General features: G+C 72.3%; 17 protein-coding genes. 9 read left to right on the forward strand and 8 right to left on the reverse strand.

What is annotated here, in order from left to right; genetic code table 11:
* Positions 1-83: 83 nt before the first annotated feature.
* From AB0D18_RS24235 to AB0D18_RS24250, 4 genes are all read right to left on the reverse strand, one after another.
* On the reverse strand, positions 84-815 hold the full coding sequence (locus AB0D18_RS24235) for a response regulator transcription factor (RefSeq protein WP_362422162.1): 732 nt from the start codon (positions 813-815) through the stop codon (positions 84-86).
* Positions 812-2194 carry a sensor histidine kinase gene (locus tag AB0D18_RS24240; RefSeq protein WP_362422165.1) on the reverse strand — a complete coding sequence of 461 codons (1383 nt, stop codon included), beginning with the start codon at positions 2192-2194 and terminating at the stop codon, positions 812-814. Before AB0D18_RS24240 ends, AB0D18_RS24235 begins: the two co-directional genes overlap by 4 nt.
* A 189-nt stretch (positions 2195-2383) precedes the next feature.
* On the reverse strand, positions 2384-2662 hold the full coding sequence (locus AB0D18_RS24245; protein ID WP_362422168.1) for a hypothetical protein: 279 nt from the start codon (positions 2660-2662) through the stop codon (positions 2384-2386).
* Between the two features lie 24 nt (positions 2663-2686).
* Entirely contained in the window at positions 2687-3490 is an 804-nt protein-coding gene (locus AB0D18_RS24250) for a PspA/IM30 family protein (RefSeq protein ID WP_362422172.1), read from the reverse strand.
* Between the two features lie 261 nt (positions 3491-3751).
* Here AB0D18_RS24250 and AB0D18_RS24255 point away from each other — a divergent pair, with 261 nt between their 5' ends.
* From AB0D18_RS24255 to AB0D18_RS24270, 4 genes are all read left to right on the forward strand, one after another.
* Complete coding sequence (locus tag AB0D18_RS24255) at positions 3752-4357, forward strand: DUF3043 domain-containing protein (RefSeq protein WP_362422175.1); 606 nt, start codon at positions 3752-3754, stop codon at positions 4355-4357.
* A gap of 95 nt (positions 4358-4452) precedes the next feature.
* Positions 4453-5187 (forward strand): methyltransferase domain-containing protein, encoded by a 735-nt coding sequence (locus AB0D18_RS24260; protein ID WP_362422505.1) that lies wholly within the window; start codon positions 4453-4455, stop codon positions 5185-5187.
* A gap of 131 nt (positions 5188-5318) precedes the next feature.
* Positions 5319-7145 carry an ABC transporter ATP-binding protein gene (locus AB0D18_RS24265; protein ID WP_362422178.1) on the forward strand — a complete coding sequence of 609 codons (1827 nt, stop codon included), beginning with the start codon at positions 5319-5321 and terminating at the stop codon, positions 7143-7145.
* Positions 7146-7196: 51 nt separating this feature from the next.
* Positions 7197-8312, forward strand: coding sequence for a trypsin-like peptidase domain-containing protein (locus AB0D18_RS24270; protein ID WP_362422181.1), 1116 nt, complete (start codon positions 7197-7199; stop codon positions 8310-8312).
* A gap of 245 nt (positions 8313-8557) precedes the next feature.
* Here AB0D18_RS24270 and AB0D18_RS24275 read toward each other — a convergent pair whose 3' ends face one another.
* Positions 8558-8764, reverse strand: coding sequence for a hypothetical protein (locus tag AB0D18_RS24275; RefSeq protein WP_362422184.1), 207 nt, complete (start codon positions 8762-8764; stop codon positions 8558-8560).
* Positions 8765-8845: 81 nt separating this feature from the next.
* Between AB0D18_RS24275 and AB0D18_RS24280 the strand changes: the two genes are divergently transcribed.
* From AB0D18_RS24280 to AB0D18_RS24295, 4 genes are all read left to right on the forward strand, one after another.
* Positions 8846-10039 (forward strand): bifunctional adenosylcobinamide kinase/adenosylcobinamide-phosphate guanylyltransferase, encoded by a 1194-nt coding sequence (locus AB0D18_RS24280; RefSeq protein ID WP_362422187.1) that lies wholly within the window; start codon positions 8846-8848, stop codon positions 10037-10039.
* Positions 10040-10139: 100 nt separating this feature from the next.
* Positions 10140-11273, forward strand: coding sequence for a nicotinate-nucleotide--dimethylbenzimidazole phosphoribosyltransferase (locus AB0D18_RS24285; RefSeq protein WP_362422190.1), 1134 nt, complete (start codon positions 10140-10142; stop codon positions 11271-11273).
* Positions 11274-11361: 88 nt separating this feature from the next.
* The gene (locus tag AB0D18_RS24290; RefSeq protein ID WP_362422192.1) at positions 11362-13155 is read left to right on the forward strand and encodes a phosphatidylglycerol lysyltransferase domain-containing protein; all 1794 of its coding nucleotides are present in this window, start codon (positions 11362-11364) and stop codon (positions 13153-13155) included.
* Positions 13156-13181: 26 nt separating this feature from the next.
* Complete coding sequence (locus AB0D18_RS24295) at positions 13182-13874, forward strand: hypothetical protein (RefSeq protein WP_362422508.1); 693 nt, start codon at positions 13182-13184, stop codon at positions 13872-13874.
* Here AB0D18_RS24295 and AB0D18_RS24300 read toward each other — a convergent pair.
* On the reverse strand, positions 13835-14578 hold the full coding sequence (locus AB0D18_RS24300) for a hypothetical protein (protein ID WP_362422195.1): 744 nt from the start codon (positions 14576-14578) through the stop codon (positions 13835-13837). The genes AB0D18_RS24295 and AB0D18_RS24300 overlap by 40 nt on opposite strands.
* Before the next feature lie 76 nt (positions 14579-14654).
* On the opposite strand from AB0D18_RS24300, the gene AB0D18_RS24305 reads away from it, so the two are divergent.
* The gene (locus AB0D18_RS24305) at positions 14655-15476 is read left to right on the forward strand and encodes an adenosylcobinamide-GDP ribazoletransferase (protein ID WP_362422197.1); all 822 of its coding nucleotides are present in this window, start codon (positions 14655-14657) and stop codon (positions 15474-15476) included.
* A gap of 19 nt (positions 15477-15495) precedes the next feature.
* Here AB0D18_RS24305 and AB0D18_RS24310 read toward each other — a convergent pair whose 3' ends face one another.
* A complete protein-coding gene (locus tag AB0D18_RS24310; protein ID WP_362422200.1) occupies positions 15496-16350 on the reverse strand; it encodes an endo alpha-1,4 polygalactosaminidase in 855 nt (284 codons plus the stop codon).
* Between the two features lie 41 nt (positions 16351-16391).
* Complete coding sequence (locus tag AB0D18_RS24315; RefSeq protein WP_362422203.1) at positions 16392-17054, reverse strand: spherulation-specific family 4 protein; 663 nt, start codon at positions 17052-17054, stop codon at positions 16392-16394.
* Positions 17055-17085: the final 31 nt, after the last annotated feature.

Here is a 17085-nt window from a genome sequence, read left to right on the forward strand (position 1 = left end):
GCCATCGGAAGAGGCCGGTTCCTCGCTCCCAGGTCCCTTTCTCGGCCGGGGTGTACCGCAGGCGCAGTACGCGAGGTGCGCCGTCACTCCACCCTTGGACGTACGAGGCCCGATTCGTACGCAAAAACCACCAGTTGCGCCCGGTCGCGGGCGCCGAGCTTCGCCATCGCACGGTTGACATGGGTCTTGACGGTGAGCGGACTGACGACGAGGAGTTCGGCGATCTCGTCGTTGGAGTTGCCGCCGGCGACGTGGGCGAGGACCTCGCGTTCGCGGACGGTGAGGGTGGCCAGGCGGGCGGCGTGGGCGCCGTCGGCTGCCCGGGGGGCGCCCGGGGACCCGCCCTGTTTGAGGAAGGTCGCGATGAGGCCCTTGGTCGCGGCGGGCGAGAGCAGGGCCTCGCCGCCGGCGGCGATCCGGATGGCGTTGAGGAGTTCGTCGGGCTCGGCGCCCTTGCCGAGGAAGCCGGAGGCGCCCGCCCTGATCGACTCGACGACGTACTCGTCCACCTCGAAGGTGGTCAGCATCACGACGTGCACGGCGGCGAGTTCGGGGTCGGCGCCGATCGCCCGGGTCGCGGCGAGTCCGTCGGTGCCGGGCATGCGGATGTCCATCAGGACGACGTCCGGCCGGTGTGCGCGGGCCAGTTCGAGGGCCTGGGCGCCGTCGGCTGCCTCGCCGACGACCTCCATGTCGGGCTCGGAGTCGACGAGGACGCGGAAGGCGCTGCGCAGGAGGGCCTGGTCGTCGGCGAGGAGGACCTTGATGGGCGGCATCGCGGGAGCGAGTGGCGGCTGGGGCTGCTCGGTGGTCATGGTGCGTGGTCCTCCCCCGGGCCGGACTGCGGACGGGCCGGTGCGGTGGCCGGCGGGCCGGCGTGGGTCCCGGCGTGCGTACCGGGCTTCGTCACGGCCGACGCACCGGCCGTCGTACGGGCCATCGCGCCGGCCTTCGTACCGGCCTTCGTACCGGCCAGTGCACCGGCTGTGTCGGGAAGGATCGCATGGACGCGGAAGCCGCCGCCGTAGCGGGGGCCCACGGTGAGGGTGCCGCCGAGGGCGCTGACACGTTCGTGCATGCCGATGAGGCCGTGGCCGCCGCCGGCCTCGGGCGCCGGGCTCTCCGTACCGTCGTCGACGACGGTGACCTCGACCGACGCCCCGACCCTTACGACGCTGACCTCGGCCTTCGCGTCCGGGCCCGCGTGCTTGCGGACGTTGGTGAGGGCCTCCTGGATGATCCGGTACGCGGCCAGGTCGACCGAGGCGGCGAGCGATCCGTCGTCGGTACGGGCCAGTTCGACGGGGAGTCCGGCATTGCGGAACGTGTCGAGGAGGCCGTCGAGGACGGCGAGGCCCGGGGCGGGTTCGGTGGGGGCCTGGGGGTCGCCGGACTGGCGGAGCAGGCCGACGGTGGCACGAAGTTCGCCCAGCGCCGACCGGCTGGCCTCGCGGACGTGCGCGAGGGCCTCCTTGGCCTGGTCGGGGCGCTTGTCCATGACGTGCGCCGCCACTCCCGCCTGGACGTTGACCAGGGCGATGTGGTGGGCGACGACGTCGTGCAGGTCGCGAGCGATACGTAGCCGCTCCTCGGCGACCCGGCGCCTGGCCTCCTCCTCACGGGTCCGCTCGGCCCGCTCGGCACGCTCCCTGATGGCGTCGATGAACGCGCGGCGGGAGCGGACCGCGTCGCCCGCGCTGGCGCCGATCCCCGTCCAGGCGAACAGCCCCAGGTTCTCCTGCGCGTACCAGGGCCCGTCGCTGAAGCACATCGCGGCGCCGGTGAGAGCGGCCATGGTGAGCAGACCGATGCGCCAGGTGGTGGGCCGGTCGGTGCGGGCCGCCACGGTGTAGAGCGCGACGACGGCGCTCATCGCGACGGGCGCGCGCGGGTCCACGGGCGAGAGGGCGAACCCGACGACGGTGAGTGCGCAGGTCACGGCCAGCACGGGCAGGGGCCGACGGCGGCGGTACACGAGGGCGGCGGCGGCCAGCACCATGAGGACAATGCCGGCGGCACTGGGGGTGCGGGTGCCGAAGGAGGGGCCGTGCCTGCCGTCGTGCGGATCGGCGAACGATCCCACGATCATGCAGGCGAGAACGGCGGCCGCGAGGCCGGCGTCGACGACGAGGGGATGGGCCCGCAGCCAGGACCGGGTGCGGGGGAGGCCGGTGCGGAGGCTGGGGGTGGTCATGCGTTTACGGTACGGGGCCCTGGGGCGGGCGGCGGTGGGCGTGCTGGGGCGGGCGCGTGCTGGGGCGAAGGGCGAGCTCCGCGTGGGGGCCGCCCCCTTGCCCACCCGTCCCGCCCCCGGGGGGCGGCCCCGCTGCCCAAGAGGGCTAGGGGGCCAGGGGGCCAGGGTGCCAGGGGCCGGGGGGCTGGGTCAGCCCGGGATGAGGCCGTCTTCGGTGAGCATGGCGCGGACTTCTTCCAGAGTGGAGTCCGGAGCCGGGAGGATCAGCTCCGACGGCTCCAGGGAGTCGTCGGGAAGCGGCGCGCCCCAGGTGCGCACCGCATCCAGCAGCGCCTCCAGCGTGCGACGGAAGCCCGGCCCGTCGCCGTTGTCCATCTCGGCCAGCAATTCGTCGTCGAGCTCGTTGAGCGCGACGAAGTGGCTGTCGGCCAGGTCGAGCTGGCCCTCGCCCATGATCCGTACGATCACGACGCTCCTCCTGGCCGTCAGCGGCTACTGCTTGTCGAACTTGGGGTGGGACTGACCCTGATTCTGACCGTTCTGACCGTGCTGCGCATCCTGCTGGCCGCCCTCGATGGCCTGCTGGGACGGGCCGCCTGCCAGTTCCGCCTTCATCCGCTGGAGCTCCAGCTCGACGTCCGTACCGCCGGAGAGGCGGTCCAGCTCGGACTGGATGTCGTCCTTGGCGAGCCCGGACTGGTCGTCCAGCGCGCCGGAGGCGAGCAGCTCGTCGATCGCGCCCGCGCGGGCCTGCAGCTGCGCGGTCTTGTCCTCGGCGCGCTGGATCGCGACGCCGACGTCGCTCATCTCCTCGGAGATGCCGGAGAAGGACTCCGCGATCCTGGTCTGCGCCTGGGCCGCCGTGTAGGTGGCCTTGATGGTCTCCTTCTTCGTACGGAAGGCGTCGACCTTGGCCTGGAGGCGCTGCGCCGCGAGGGTGAGCTTCTCCTCCTCGCCCTGGAGGGTCTGGTGCTGCGTCTCCAGGTCACTGACCTGCTGCTGCAGCGAGGCACGGCGGGACAGGGCCTCGCGGGCGAGGTCCTCCCGGCCCAGCGCGAGCGCCTTGCGGCCCTGGTCCTCCAGCTTGGAGGACTGGCTCTGCAGCCCGTTCAGCTGCAGTTCGAGGCGCTTGCGCGACGTCGCCACGTCGGCGACTCCCCTGCGTACCTTCTGAAGCAGCTCAAGCTGCTTCTGGTACGAGTAATCCAGCGTCTCCCGCGGGTCTTCGGCCCGGTCAAGGGCCTTGTTCGCCTTCGCGCGGAAGATCATCCCCATACGCTTCATGACACCGCTCATGGGCTTCGCGCGCCCCCTTCTGACGACCTTAGGCTCCTGGCCACTCCACAGACCCCACAGTACGGGCCCTGTCTCCATTACCGCACTGTTCCGGTGCCGATGTGCTCCTCCTCCAGGACGACTGTGTGCGCGCGAGCTCGGGCGTAGGGAGTAGAGGAGACCCTGGTACGCGTACGGGCGGGGCCGTACGGACGCAGCTGTTGCCGGATCGTTCCCCTCAAGGCTGGGGTCCATGCGTCGCACCACGTACCCTTGGGTTTTGTGTTCCGTAGCCGTGCCAACTCCAGCGCTGAGAAGACCGCCGTCTCCGACAAGGTGACTGCCGACCTCTCCAAGCAGCCCCGTGACCCGCAGGCGCCCAAGGGGCGCCCCACCCCCAAGCGCGCCGCCGCGCAGTCGCAGCGCCGCAGCGCCGTGACCGCACCGGCGAACCGCAAGGAGGCGATGAAGCGCCAGCGGGAAGCCCGCCGTGCCGACCTCGCCAAGCAGCGGGAGGCCCTCGCGAGCGGTGACGAGCGCTTCCTGCCGATCCGCGACAAGGGTCCGGTCCGCCGCTTCGTCCGTGACTACGTCGACTCGCGCTTCTGCGTGGCGGAGTTCTTCCTGCCGATGGCAGTGGTCATCCTCGTCATGAGCATGGTCCAGATCGGCAACCTGCAGACGGTCTCGCTGCTGCTGTGGATGATCGTCATCGTGCTGATCGTGCTCGACTCGATCGGTCTCGCGATCCGTCTGAAGAAGCAGATCCGGGAGCGTTTCCCCGACGAACCCAAGCGCGGCGTCCTGGCCTACGGCCTGATGCGCTCGCTCCAGATGCGCCGTCTGCGCCTGCCGAAGCCGCAGGTCAAGCGTGGAGAGCGACCCTGAGCCGGGAGGACCCCCACGCTCCGGAAGCCCCGTCGACCGCCACTGTGGCGGGTTTCGACGGGGCTTCCGCCGCATGGCTGGCCGGTCTGGGGGGACTGCGCAACAGGGTCAGGCAGGAACTGGTCGCCCGTCAGCTCGACGAGCAGATATCCGGCCGCTTCCCGGTCGGGCAGCGGCTGCGGGTGCTCGACGTCGGCATGGGCCAGGGCACCCAGGCGCTGCGGCTCGCGCGCGCCGGACACAAGGTGACCGGCCTGGAGGCCGACGCCGGGATGCTGGCGGCGGCCCGCGAGGCGCTGTCCTTCGAGCCCGCCGGGATCCGTGAGCGGGTCCGGCTGATGCAGGGCGACGGCCGGGACACCGGTGTGCACTTCCTGCCGGGCAGTTTCGACGTGGTGCTGTGCCACGGGGTGCTGATGTACGTCCAGGAGCCGGACGCCCTGGTGGCGGGCCTGGCCCGGATGCTGGCACCCGGCGGACTGCTGTCCCTGCTCGTACGAAACGCCGATGCGCTGGCCATGCGCCCGGCGCTCGCCGGGGACTGGGCGGGCGCGCTCGGTGCGCTCGACACGGATGCATACACCAATCGGCTGGGGCTGCCGGTGCGGGCCGACCGGCTGGACGCGCTGACGGCGACACTGGCCGGGATCGCGGCGCCGCTGCACGCCTGGTACGGCGTGCGCATCTTCACCGACAACGTGCCGAACGAGGCTCCGCCGCTCCCCGAGGAGGAGCTGGCGCAGGTGATCGCCCTGGAGGACAGGGCGGGGCGGACGGATCCGTACCGGAGGGTGGCGGCGCTGCTGCACCTGTGCGGGGTACGGGGCTGAGGGACGGGATCCGTACGGGCGCACGGGGCTGAGGGGCGGGATCTTTGCGGGGCAGGGGGCTGAGGGGCGAGCGGTGAAATCCGTGGGCCTGGGTGGTCAGGTGAACGGCCCCGCTCTGCGTCCCTTTTCACGTGGCCACGACAACCGAAAAGACCGGGGATCCCGTCAGCACCCCCAAACTGCCCGCGCGTGAGACCTGGCACGCGCTCTACCAGCACTTCCGCCCGCACCGCTGGGCCGTCGCGCTCGGCGCGCTACTGACGCTCGTCGGCGCGGTGGGCGGGCTCGTGCAGCCGCTCGCCGCCAAGGCGCTCGTCGAGCGGCTCGGCGAGGACAAGTCGATCACCGGTCTCCTGCTGATGCTCACCGCGCTCGTGGTGCTCGGCACCGCGATCGGGTCCGTCGGCTCCTACGTACTGGAACGCACAGCCGAGTCCGTGGTGCTGGCCGCGCGCCGCAATCTGATCGGCAGGCTGCTGCGGCTGCGGGTGCCCGAGGTCGAGCGCACCCAGCCGGGCGACCTGATGTCCCGGGTCACCTCCGACACGACGCTGCTGCGCTCGGTCACCACGAGCTCGATTGTCTCGGCGGCGACCGGCGGCCTGACCTTCCTCGCCATCATCGTGCTGATGGGGTTCATGGACCCGGTGCTGCTCGGCGTCACGTTCGGAGTGATCGTGCTGATCGGCGGGGCCGTCGGGTTCGTCATGCCGAAGATCGCGCAGGCGACGAAGCAGTCGCAGGAGGCGGTCGGGGCGATCTCGACCGTGCTGGAGCGCGCCTTCGGCGCCTTCCGTACGGTCAAGGCCTCGGGTGCCGAGGCGCGCGAGGCGGCAGTCGTGGAGTCCGCCGCGCAGGAGGCCTGGCGGCACGGCGTACGGTCCGCCAAGTGGCAGTCGCTGGCCGGGAGTTCGGTCGGACTTGCCGTCCAGATGTCGTTCCTGGCGGTGCTGGGGATCGGCGGCGCCCGGGTCGCTTCGGGGGCCATCTCGGTGGCGACCCTGATCGCCTTCCTGCTCTACCTCTTCTACCTGATCGACCCGATCAGCCAGTTGGTGAACGCGGTCACCGAGTACCAGGTGGGCTCGGCGGCGGTGGCCCGGATCGTGGAGGCGGAGAAGCTGGAAGTGGAGGCGGAGGAGCCGGGGAAGGCGCTCGCGCCGGTGGAGGGCGGGCTGGTGGAGGGCGGGCCCGCGCGGGTCACCTTCGAGGGCGTCGCCTTCCGCTACCGCGACGAGCTTCCGTACGTCCATCACGGCGTCGACTTCGAGGTGCCGGGCGGCGGCATGACCGCCTTCGTCGGCCCTTCGGGAGCCGGGAAGACGACCGTCTTCGGGCTGATAGAGCGCTTCTACGAGGCGACCGGCGGGCGGGTGCTGGTGGATGGCCGCGACGTACGGGACTGGCCGCTCGCCGAGCTGCGCGCCGCCATCGGGTACGTGGAGCAGGACGCGCCGGTCCTGGCCGGGACGCTCCGGGAGAACCTGGTGTTCGCCGCGCCTGACGCGACGGACGAGGCGATACGGGAGGTACTGGTCAAGGCCCGGCTGGACGGCCTGGTGGACCGGCTGCCCGACGGTCTTGAAACGGTCGTCGGGCACCGGGGCTCCAAGCTGTCGGGCGGCGAACGGCAGCGCGTGGCGATCGCGCGGGCGCTGCTGCGGCGGCCCCGGCTGCTGCTCCTCGACGAGGCGACCTCGCAGCTCGACGCGGTCAACGAGCTGGCGCTGCGGGACGCGGTGGCGGAGGCGGCACGGGAGACGACGGTGCTGGTGGTGGCGCACCGGCTGTCCACGGTGACGCTCGCCGACCGGATCGTGGTGATGGACGCGGGAAAGGTACGGGCGGTGGGCACGCACGCGGAACTGGTGGCGGGGGACGCGCTGTACGGGGAACTGGCGGCGACGCAGTTCCTGCATGCGGAGTCGGGGGCGGCGCAGGGCTCCCCGACCCCCTGATCGGCCCCTTCCGACGGGCCGTGCCGTACGGACGGAAGGGACACTCCAGTCATGGACGACCGCTCTCTGTACCGTGACCACTCCCCCGTGCACCGCGCCTCCGGGCGACGGCGGGTGCTGATGCCGCTGGCCGTCTGCTCCGTGGTGCTGGCGGGGGTGGCGGGGTGTTCGGCTCCGGCGTCGAAGGACGCGGCACCCGCCCCCTCCGCCACCTCGGCGTCCCCGGAGCGTGCTTCCGGCACGCGGGAGCTGGAGGAGGACTACCAGCGGGTGATCAAGGACGTACTGCCGTCGGTCGTCCAGATCGACGCGCGCAGCGGGCTCGGGTCCGGGGTCGTGTACGACAACAAGGGCCATGTCGTCACCAACGCCCATGTGGTGGGCGACGAGAAGGAGTTCAAGGTCACCGTCGCCACCAGGGGCGGTGACCCGATGACGGCGAAACTGGTGGCGGCCTACCCGGAACAGGACCTGGCCGTCATCAAGCTGGACAAGGTGCCGGAGGGGCTGAAGGCGGCTCGCTTCGGGGACTCCGCGAAGGTGGAGGTCGGGCAGATCGTCCTCGCCATGGGCAGCCCGCTGGGGCTGTCCAGCAGCGTCACCCAGGGCATCGTCTCGGCGGTCGGGCGCACGGTCAGCGAACCCCGGCAGGGCGGCGGCACCGGGGCCACCATCGGGAACATGGTGCAGACGTCCGCAGCGATCAACCCCGGCAACAGCGGGGGCGCGCTCGTCGACCTGGACGGCCGGGTCGTCGGCATCCCGACGCTCGCGGCGACGGATCCGCAGCTCGGGGGCTCGGCAGCGCCGGGCATCGGGTTCGCGATCCCGGCGTCGATGGTGCGGACGGTCACCGACCAGATCATCAAGGACGGCAAGGTCACCGATTCGGGCCGCGCGGCGCTGGGGGTGTCAGGGCGGACGGTCCTGGACGACGAGTTCCAGCCGGCGGGAGTGGCGGTGGCGTCGGTCCAGAAGAACGGGGCGGCGGCGCGGGCGGGGATCGAGGCCGGGGACATTCTGGTGGGGTTCGGGGGGAAGCCGATCACGACGATCACGTCACTGAGCGAGGCGCTGGCTTCTTCGAGGCCGGGGGCGAGGGTGAAGGTCGCTTATCAGCGGGATGGGGTGGAGAAGGGGGTGGAGGTGACGCTGGGTGAGATGTGAGGGCCGCTTGGGCTCGGGGGCATTGTGCGGGTGCGTCGTGGCTGGTCGCGCAGTTCCCCGCGCCCCTAAAAGACTGCCCCTCAGCCCCGCGCCCCTAAATGCCTGCCCCTCAGCCCGCTGACCCCCTAGCCTCCTTGGGCAGCGGGGCCGCCCCCCGGGGGCGGGACGGGTGGGCAAGGGGGCGGTCCCCACGCGGAGCCCCGTCCTCCGACCAGCACGCGCCCGACACCGCCCCCGCCCTCGCGTCAGCCCTCCGCGTTCAGACTCATCGGGCCGTACACCTTCGTCCCGTCCTCCGACAGGACCACCTGTGCCGCGCCGCCCTCCAGCAGGTCCTTCCAGACCTCACCGAGCCAGGACTCCGCGTCGCCCTGAGTGGTGAACTCCTCCGGTTCCACCGCCGGTTGGACCTCGGTCCCGCCCGCCGTCTCGAATCGCCACGTCCACGCCATGTACGCCTCCCGGGTCGTCTCGATGCTGCCCGCAGCGTAGCCGGGCGCGCAGCGCGCACAAGGACGCGGGAGGATCGTCCCGTGGAACTCACTCTCCTCGGCACGGCCGCACCCGCGGGGCTGCCCCGCCCCGACTGCCCCTGCGCGACCTGCGCCACCGCCCGCGCCGCTCACGCGCGCGGCGCGACCTCCCTGCTGGTGGACGGGGCGCTGCTGCTCGACCTGACGCCGGGAGCGGCGCTGGCCGCCGCCCGCGCGGGCCAGTCGCTCGGGGGCGTACGGCAGGTACTGCTCACGCATCCGCACAACGGGCCGCCCGTCGAGCTCCCCCCTGGGCTGCCCCGGGCCGGACGGGTGCCGGACGGACAGGAGTTGACGCTGATCAGTGGGCACCGGGTGCGGGCCGTCCCGATGGACTCCCCCGGTACGGGCTACGAGGTGACGTCCGCCGAGGGCGACCGGCTGCTGTATCTGCCGCAGGGCGGCTCGCCCGCGGGCGAGGGCGGGGTGCGCCCGTACGACCTGGTGGTGATGGACGTCTTCGGGCGGCCGGACGCGCTGGCCAAGCTGCGCGCGTGGGGTGCGGTCGCCGGGATGACCGACGTGGTCGCCGTACATCTGGATCACGGGGTGCCGACACCGGCGGAGACCGTCCGGCGGCTGGCCGCGCTCGGCGCCAGGGCCGTGCCGGACGGGACGACGCTCGTGGTCGGCGAGTACCAGGACGTGCCCGACGTGCCCCGCCGTGCGCTCGTACTGGGCGGGGCCCGGTCGGGGAAATCGGTGGAGGCCGAGCGGCGGCTGGAGGGCTTTCCCGAGGTCGTGTACGTCGCGACGGGCGGGCGGCGGGACGGCGACCGGGAGTGGGCCGAGCGGATCGGGCTGCACCGGGAGCGGCGGCCGGGCAGCTGGCGCACGGAGGAGACGTGCGAGCTGGCGGGGCTGCTGGGGCAGGACGGACCGCCGCTGCTGATCGACTGTCTGGCGCTGTGGCTGACGGACGCGATGGACCGGGTGGGGGCGTGGGACGACGAGAAGTGGGCCGCGGACGGGCAGCGGGCGCTGCGGGAGCGGACCGGGGAGCTGGTGCGGGCGGTTCGGGAGACCCGGCGGACGGTCGTCGCGGTGAGCAACGAGGTGGGCTCGGGGGTCGTTCCGGCGACGGCGAGCGGCCGGCGCTTCCGTGACGAGCTGGGCAGGCTGAACGCGACGTTCGCGGCGGAGTGCGAGCAAGTGCTGCTGGTGGTGGCGGGACAGGCGCTGGTGCTGCGCTGAGGGGCGGGCGGCACCGCGCCGGCAGGGAGCGGTGGCGGGTGCGGCGGGAGAGCGAGGTCGGCGCTGAGAATTACGCCGTTCGGCCGGTACTGTTCGGCGAATGAGCGCGCTGAATCTCGACGACTTCTCCGACCTGATCGAACGCCCCGACAGCGGCGTCCGGCGTGATGCCGAGGACCGCCGGGAGCGCCTCGCCGTGGCGCCCGGCACGCTCGGCAGGCTCGACGAGCTGGGCGAGTGGCTGGCCGCCGCCCAGGGGACCGTGCCGGTCAGGCCGGTGGAGCGCGCGAAGGTGGTGCTTTTCGCCGGTGACCACGGGGTGGCCGCGCTGGACGTGTCCGTGCGCGAGGCCGGTTCCGCGCACCGGCTGGTGCGGGCGGCGCTGGACGGCGAGAGCCCCGCGGCCGTGCTGGCGCGGCGGCTCGGTGTGCAGGTGCGGATCGTCGACGCCGGTCTCGACTGCGACCCCGCACTGCTGCCCGACGAGGTCGTACGGCACCGGGTGCGGCGCGGTTCGGGACGCATCGACGTCGAGAACGCGCTGACGACGGAGGAGGCCGAGGCCGCCGTACGGCTGGGCATGGCGATCGCGGACGAGGAGGCCGACTCCGGGACCGATCTCGTGGTGCTCGGGGACCTGAGCGTCGGCGGTACGACCGTCGCGGCCACGCTCGTCGCCGCGCTGTGCGGCACGGACGCCTCGGTGGTCACCGGGCGTGGCGGCGCCCACATCGACGACCTGACGTGGATGCGCAAGTGCGCGGCGGTACGGGACTCGCTGCGGCGGGCCCGGCCGGTGCTCGGCGACCAGCTGGAGCTCCTCGCCACCGTGGGCGGGGCGGACTTCGCGGCGATGACCGGGTTCCTGCTCCAGTGCGCGGTGCGCCGTACGCCCGTGATCCTGGACGGTGTGGTGTCGGCGGCGTGCGCGCTGGTCGCGCAGCGCGCCGCGTTCCGGGCGCCGGACTGGTGGCTGGCGGGGCACGCGAGCGGCGAGAGCGCGCAGGCGAAGGCGCTGGACCGGATGGCTCTCAACCCTCTGATCGACCAGGGCGTCACTGTGGGGGAAGGAACTGGGGCATTGCTGGCGCTTCCGCTGGTGCAGGCCGCTGCCGCACTGGCCGCGGAGCTGCCGGTGCGGGAGGAGACCGCCGAGGACGCCGAGGACATCAAAGATGTCGCGGCGGAGACGGGCGGCACGGACGGCGCGGGCAGTACGGACGCCACGGACTGAGTCGCCCGGTGCGGCCGGGTGACACCGGCCGCACACGGATCCGACGGGCTCCTCCGGCCAGGCATGATGCCCCATATCATCGCTTTTTATGGGAGATGTCCGCTTGGCCACCGAAGCACCACCCAAGGCACCCGCGGCACGGCGGAGCACACCACTGACCCGGCGCAGTGCGGGCTTCGCCGTCTGGTACCTGCGCATCGTGACGTTCATCTGTTTCCTGAGCGCCGCGTGGGTGTCCCTCGGCAATGACCTGCGGCGGCACAACGACGGCGACCACTTCACCCCGTACCTGCTGACGGCGGGCTTCGCCGCGGGCCTGTTCGCGCTGGTCATGGCGGTCACCCTGCGGCGCCGCAAGCGGGCGGCGTGGCTCCTCAACACGGCGCTCAGCGGGTTGCTGTTCCTGCTGTTCGCCCTGGTGATGTTCTTCCCCGAGGTCAGGCAGTACCCGCACAACTGGGTCTCCCTCGCCCTGACCGGCGCCTTCTTCGTGGCGCTGCTGCTCGGCCGGCGCGAGTTCTACGCGAAGGGCGACCGGTCGAACCCCAAGCTGGCCACCGCCGTCGCCGTCGGCGGGCTGCTGGTCACCTCGCTGCTGGCCGCGCTGCTGGTCACCGTCACGAACACCGCCGCGCAGGGGGCGGGCTCCTCGACGTTCCTGGAGCGCTGGCGGTACGGGGCGGCCCGGCTGATCTCCATCGCCGCACCCGACGCCGAGTTCGCCGGGATCATGACGCCGGGCTGGGTCAACGTCCTCATCAACATCATGAGTACGGCGCTGCTGATCGGCGTCCTGCTGGCCGCCTTCCGCTCCCGCCGCGCCGTCGACCCGCTGTCGGAGGAGGACGAGGGGAAGCTGCGGGCGCTCCTGGACAAGCAGGGCGACCGCGACTCGCTCGGGTACTTCTCGCTGCGCCGCGAGAAGAGCGTCGTCTGGTCACCGACGGAGAAGGCGGCGGTGACGTACCGCGTGGTGGGTGGGGTCTCGCTCGCCTCGGGCGACCCGATCGGCGACCCGGAGGCCTGGCCGGGGGCGATCGAACCGTGGCTGGCGGAGGCCCGCGAGCACGGCTGGGTGCCGGCCGTGATGGGCGCGAGCGAGGAGGCCGGCACGATCTACGCGCGGCACGGCCTGGACGCCCTGGAGCTGGGCGACGAGGCGATCGTGGAGACGGGCGAGTTCACCCTGGAGGGGCGCGCGATGCGCACCGTGCGCCAGGCGTACAACCGGGTGAAGCGGGCCGGGTACGAGGTCCGCATCCGGCGCCACGAGGAGATCCCCGAGGCCGAGATGGCCGAGCTGCTGCGCAAGGCCGACGACTGGCGCGACGGGGCCACCGAGCGCGGCTTCTCGATGGCGCTGGGGCGGCTCGGCGACCCGGGCGACGGGCGCTGCGTGATGCTGGAGTGCACGGACGGGGAAGGCGTACTGCGGGCCGTACTGAGCTTCGTGCCGTGGGGGCCCAAGGGGCTCTCCCTCGACCTCATGAGGCGCGACCGGGGCTCCGAGAACGGGCTGATGGAGTTCATGGTCATCGAACTCCTGCAGCGTGCCGGAGAGATCAAGATCACTCAAGTGTCGCTGAACTTCGCGATGTTCCGCTCGGTCTTCGAACGTGGTTCACGGCTCGGTGCGGGACCGGTGCTGAGGCTGTGGCGTTCGCTGCTGAGCTTCTTCTCGCGCTGGTGGCAGATCGAGTCGTTGTACCGGGCGAATGCCAAGTACCGACCGATCTGGGAGCCTCGTTTCATGCTCTTCGAGAAGAGTGCCGACCTACTGCGCATCGGCATTGCCGCCGGGCGCGCCGAAGGCTTCCTGGAAGCCCCGGGCCTGCCCAAGTGGATGCACCGCAAGCACCTGGGGACGGGAAAGAGACGTTGACCTCCACGACCGCTCCCGCCTCTTTGATGCGGCGGTTCGCCCTGCGCGAGTGGGGGCCGCTGTACGCGCGCGTGCGCGAGGCGCTGGTCGCGCGCACGTGGCGGGCGATTCCGCTGACGCTGGCGTCGATCCTGCTGACCTCGCTGTTCCAGATCGTGCAGAACCAGCCCTGGGGCTACCAGTTCGTCCAGAACATCGGGGCGCTGCGGGCCGGCGACCCGCTGCTGCCGTCACTTCTCCGCACGCCGCTGTCGCTGTTCGTACCGGCGCTGGACCTGCCGGTGTGGGGGGCGCTGGCGCAGGTGCTGCTGGTGTTCGGTATCGCGGAGATCTGCCTGGGCCGCTGGAAGACCCTGTTCCTCGCGTACGTCGCCACCCTGTCCGGCACGATGTACGCCCGTGTGGGAATCGCCCTCGGCCCCGACCACCCGCTCGGGCTGCCCGAGATCGACCGGACGGTCGTGGACACCGGCCCCTCGGCCGCGGTGGTGGGGCTCGCGCTGTACGTGTGCTGGCAGTTCGGGGCCCGGTGGACGGCGGCGGTGGTCGTCGTGGCGATGGTGATCGAGGTGATCGTCAAGGCGAACCTGGCGGGCAAGGAGCACATCGCGGCGCTGCTGGGCGTCTTCGTACTGATGCTGGTCGAGGGCGCGGTACGCGGCAGGCGCGGGCGGCGGGCTCAGGGCTTGGGCGACGGGGCTCCGCCGATCCAGTCCTGAAGGGCGCGGGTGCGCCGGGACCAGCGGCGGTCGTGCCGGTAGACCCGGCGTATCGCCCTCGCGCGGGCCTTGGGGCGGCGGCGGTAGAAGCGGCGCGCCCAGGGCGAGTGGGGGCGGGCGAGGCGGACCGCGCCGACCAGGCCGACGAAGGGCACCACGATCCCGAACAGGGCGGTGCGCACCTTGCCCTTGAACAGGGCGATCACCGACCACATCCCGTTGAGGACGACGTTCAGGAGGACCAGCCCGCGGCTGTGCATCTCCTCCGGTGTCATGTCGTTGACGCCGAAGGGCAGGGAGCCGGTGAGCACCAGCAGCACCAGGGCGGCGGTGAGGACCACGATCTCGACGCTGCTGCGGCCCTGTTCGGACCAGTAGACGTCGTCGAGGTGGAGGATCAGCGCGAACTCGTCGAGCACAAGCCCCGCGCCCGTGCCGAAGATGACCGCGCAGATCGCCGACCCCACGCCGTGCCGACCGCTGGCGACGGCACCGAAGCCGCCGATGGTGGTGAGGACGACGCCGGGGACGGCGTGGTGGATGTGCATGCCGCCCGGGGTGACGTTGCGGAAGGGGCCCTTGCCGGCCCGGATCATGCGGGTGATGGTGCGGGTGACCAGGAAGGACAGCACGAAGGAGAGCAGGGCCAGGAAGAGCGGGAGCTTGCCCGGCTCGACGATGTTCCGGTACAGCCAGTGACCCATGCCACCCACTCCGCTTTGTCTCATTTGACCGTCGTGCGTAACCTACCGGCCGACGGTGCCAGATAGCCTGCGGCCGGTGACCACTCCTCCCCCGCCCGCTTCTCCCCCACCCGCCGCGCGGCCCGCCCTCCAGGACGGTGTGCGGTTCGCCTTCGGCACCCTCACTGTCCTCCCGGTGCGCGTCACGCGCTGGGACCGGGAGGCGGCGCGTACGGGCATGCTGTGCGCGCCTCTCGCGGGCGCCGTGGTGGGGCTGTGCGCGGCGGCACTGGGCGGGCTGCTGCTCCTGCTCGGCTCCGGGCCGCTGCTCGCCGCCGTGGCCTCGGCGGCCGTGCCCGCCGTTCTCACCCGGGGGCTGCACCTGGACGGGCTCGCGGACACCGCGGACGGGCTCGGCAGCGCCAAGCCGGCGGCGAGTGCGCTCGACATCATGAAGCAGTCCGACATCGGTCCTTTCGGCGTCATCACCCTGCTGTTCACGCTGCTCGCCCAGGTGGCCGTACTGGCGCAGCTGTACGCCGACGGGTGGGCGCACGGCGCGGTCGCGGCACTGGTCTCGGGCGTCGCAGCCCGCCTGGCGCTCACCCTCGCGTCCCGTGCGGGCGTGCCGGCGGCCCGGCCGGAGGGGCTGGGGGCGGCGGTGGCGGGCGTGGTTGCGGTACGTGCCGCCGTCGCCTCGGGAGTCGTGACCACGGCGCTGTGCGCGGCGGCGGGGCTCGCCCTCGGCCCGTACGGGGCGGTGCACCACGCGGTGGCGGTGCTCGGGGCGCTCGGTGTGGCCCAGGTGCTGCTCGCCCACTGCGTACGGCGGTTCGGCGGGGTGACGGGGGACGTGTTCGGCGCACTGGCGGAGACGGCGGCGACGACGACGCTGGTGGTGCTGGCGCTGGGGCGGTAGTCCCCGCCCCGGCGCCCGCTCAGCACGGTCTGCGCCACGCCCCCAGCTCGTACTTCTTCAGCATCGAGCTGAGCTTCAGCTCGCGTGCCTGTGCGCAGAAGTCCGCGGTAGGAAGCTCGTACTCCACGTGGAAGACGGCCTTCCCGGCCTCGATGAACGGCGTCAGCTGCGCGCACTCCTCGAACTCGGCGCACTGCTCGTTGACCGCGAAGTCGAAGTCCGACGCCAGCTCGGGAATCTGGGCGAGGTCGTTCTTCAGGCCGACGGCCATGCCGCGGTCGTGGGCGAGACGGGCGACCAGCCGGTTGTAGCGGAGCTGGTCGGCGGCGGTGAGAGGGAACCCGGTCTCGTTGAGGTGGCCGTCCATGTTGTCCGGCTCGACGGCGTCGAAGCCCTTGTCGCGGCACATGTCCATGCGGGCGGCCATCAGGGGCTCCAGGACGTCGGTGCGGCGGACATCCAGCCAGCGTTCGCCCTTCCAGCCGTTGCCCTTGCCCAGGACCTCCGTCGGGAAGCGGGCGGCGTCCGGGCGGAACTTCTCCCACGCCCCCGTCGACAGGTAGCAGATGACCTTGCGGCCCTTGGCGTGCAGCGCGGCGACGGTCTCGGCGGAGGTGGTGTGCCCGTCCACGTCGTACACCGGGACGTCGACGGACAGGTCCAGCTTCCCGCTGAGCTGCCACTGCCAGGCGAGCCCGGGACGCGGCTGCCAGCGGGGGCCGGTGGGACGGGGCTTGGGCTCGCTGGGCCCGGGGGCGGGCTCGGGTCCGGGACCGGGGCCCGACGCACACCCCGCCGTCAGAAACAGCAGCAACAGGGACAGCAGCGCCGCGGTACGCCTCAGAGAGGTACGCCCCAGAGCAGGACGCCTCATAGAGGTACGCCTCACAGCAGGACGCCTCACCTCGGTACGCCTCATAGAGGCGCCGCCGCACTCAGCCCCTGCGGCAGCGTCCCCCACGGGTGTTCCCCGCCGCCCGGTACCGCGCAGTGCACCGCCGCGCCACGCCGCGTCGCGAGGAAGGCGACGTCCACGTCCGCCGGAGCCTCGTACACCAGATGGCAGAAACGGTCCGCCGGATAGCCGGCCGTCCAGGCCGGTGCGTCGGGTGCGGCCAGGTACGTCTCCCAGCTGCCCTCGAAGGTGACCAGCACGTCCGCCAGCCGGAGGTAGGCGGGGTCGGGGTGCGTCCCGTGGTTCAGCACCAGGGAGCCGCTGCCCGCCGCCCGAGCCGCCACCGCGAGGCGCCGGTAGTGGGCGAAGGCGTCGGCGCCGGAGGAGACCTGGTCGAGGAAGGCCCCGGAGGTGCCGTACCAGTCGCGGTACTGGAGCAGGTCACGCACCACGTCGGCGTGCGGTCGCCGGGCGTAGTCGGTGTCGACGTACCCGAGAACGCGTACGCCCGACTCCCGCAGCCGCTCCGCGACCGCCGCGAACGCCGGGTCGGGTGAACTCCCGGACCCGCTGGCCGGATTGAGGACCACCCCGTAGAGCTGCTCGGGCACGCGCAGGAGCGCCTCCCAGGCGTCGGGGCGCTCGGCGGGGTGTTCGTAGAACGGGACGAGCAGCTGTCTCACGTGTCGTTCCTCATCGCAGTGTCTCCAGCAA

This window comes from Streptomyces sp. NPDC048442, from assembly GCF_040651475.1.
Taxonomy (GTDB): domain Bacteria; phylum Actinomycetota; class Actinomycetes; order Streptomycetales; family Streptomycetaceae; genus Streptomyces.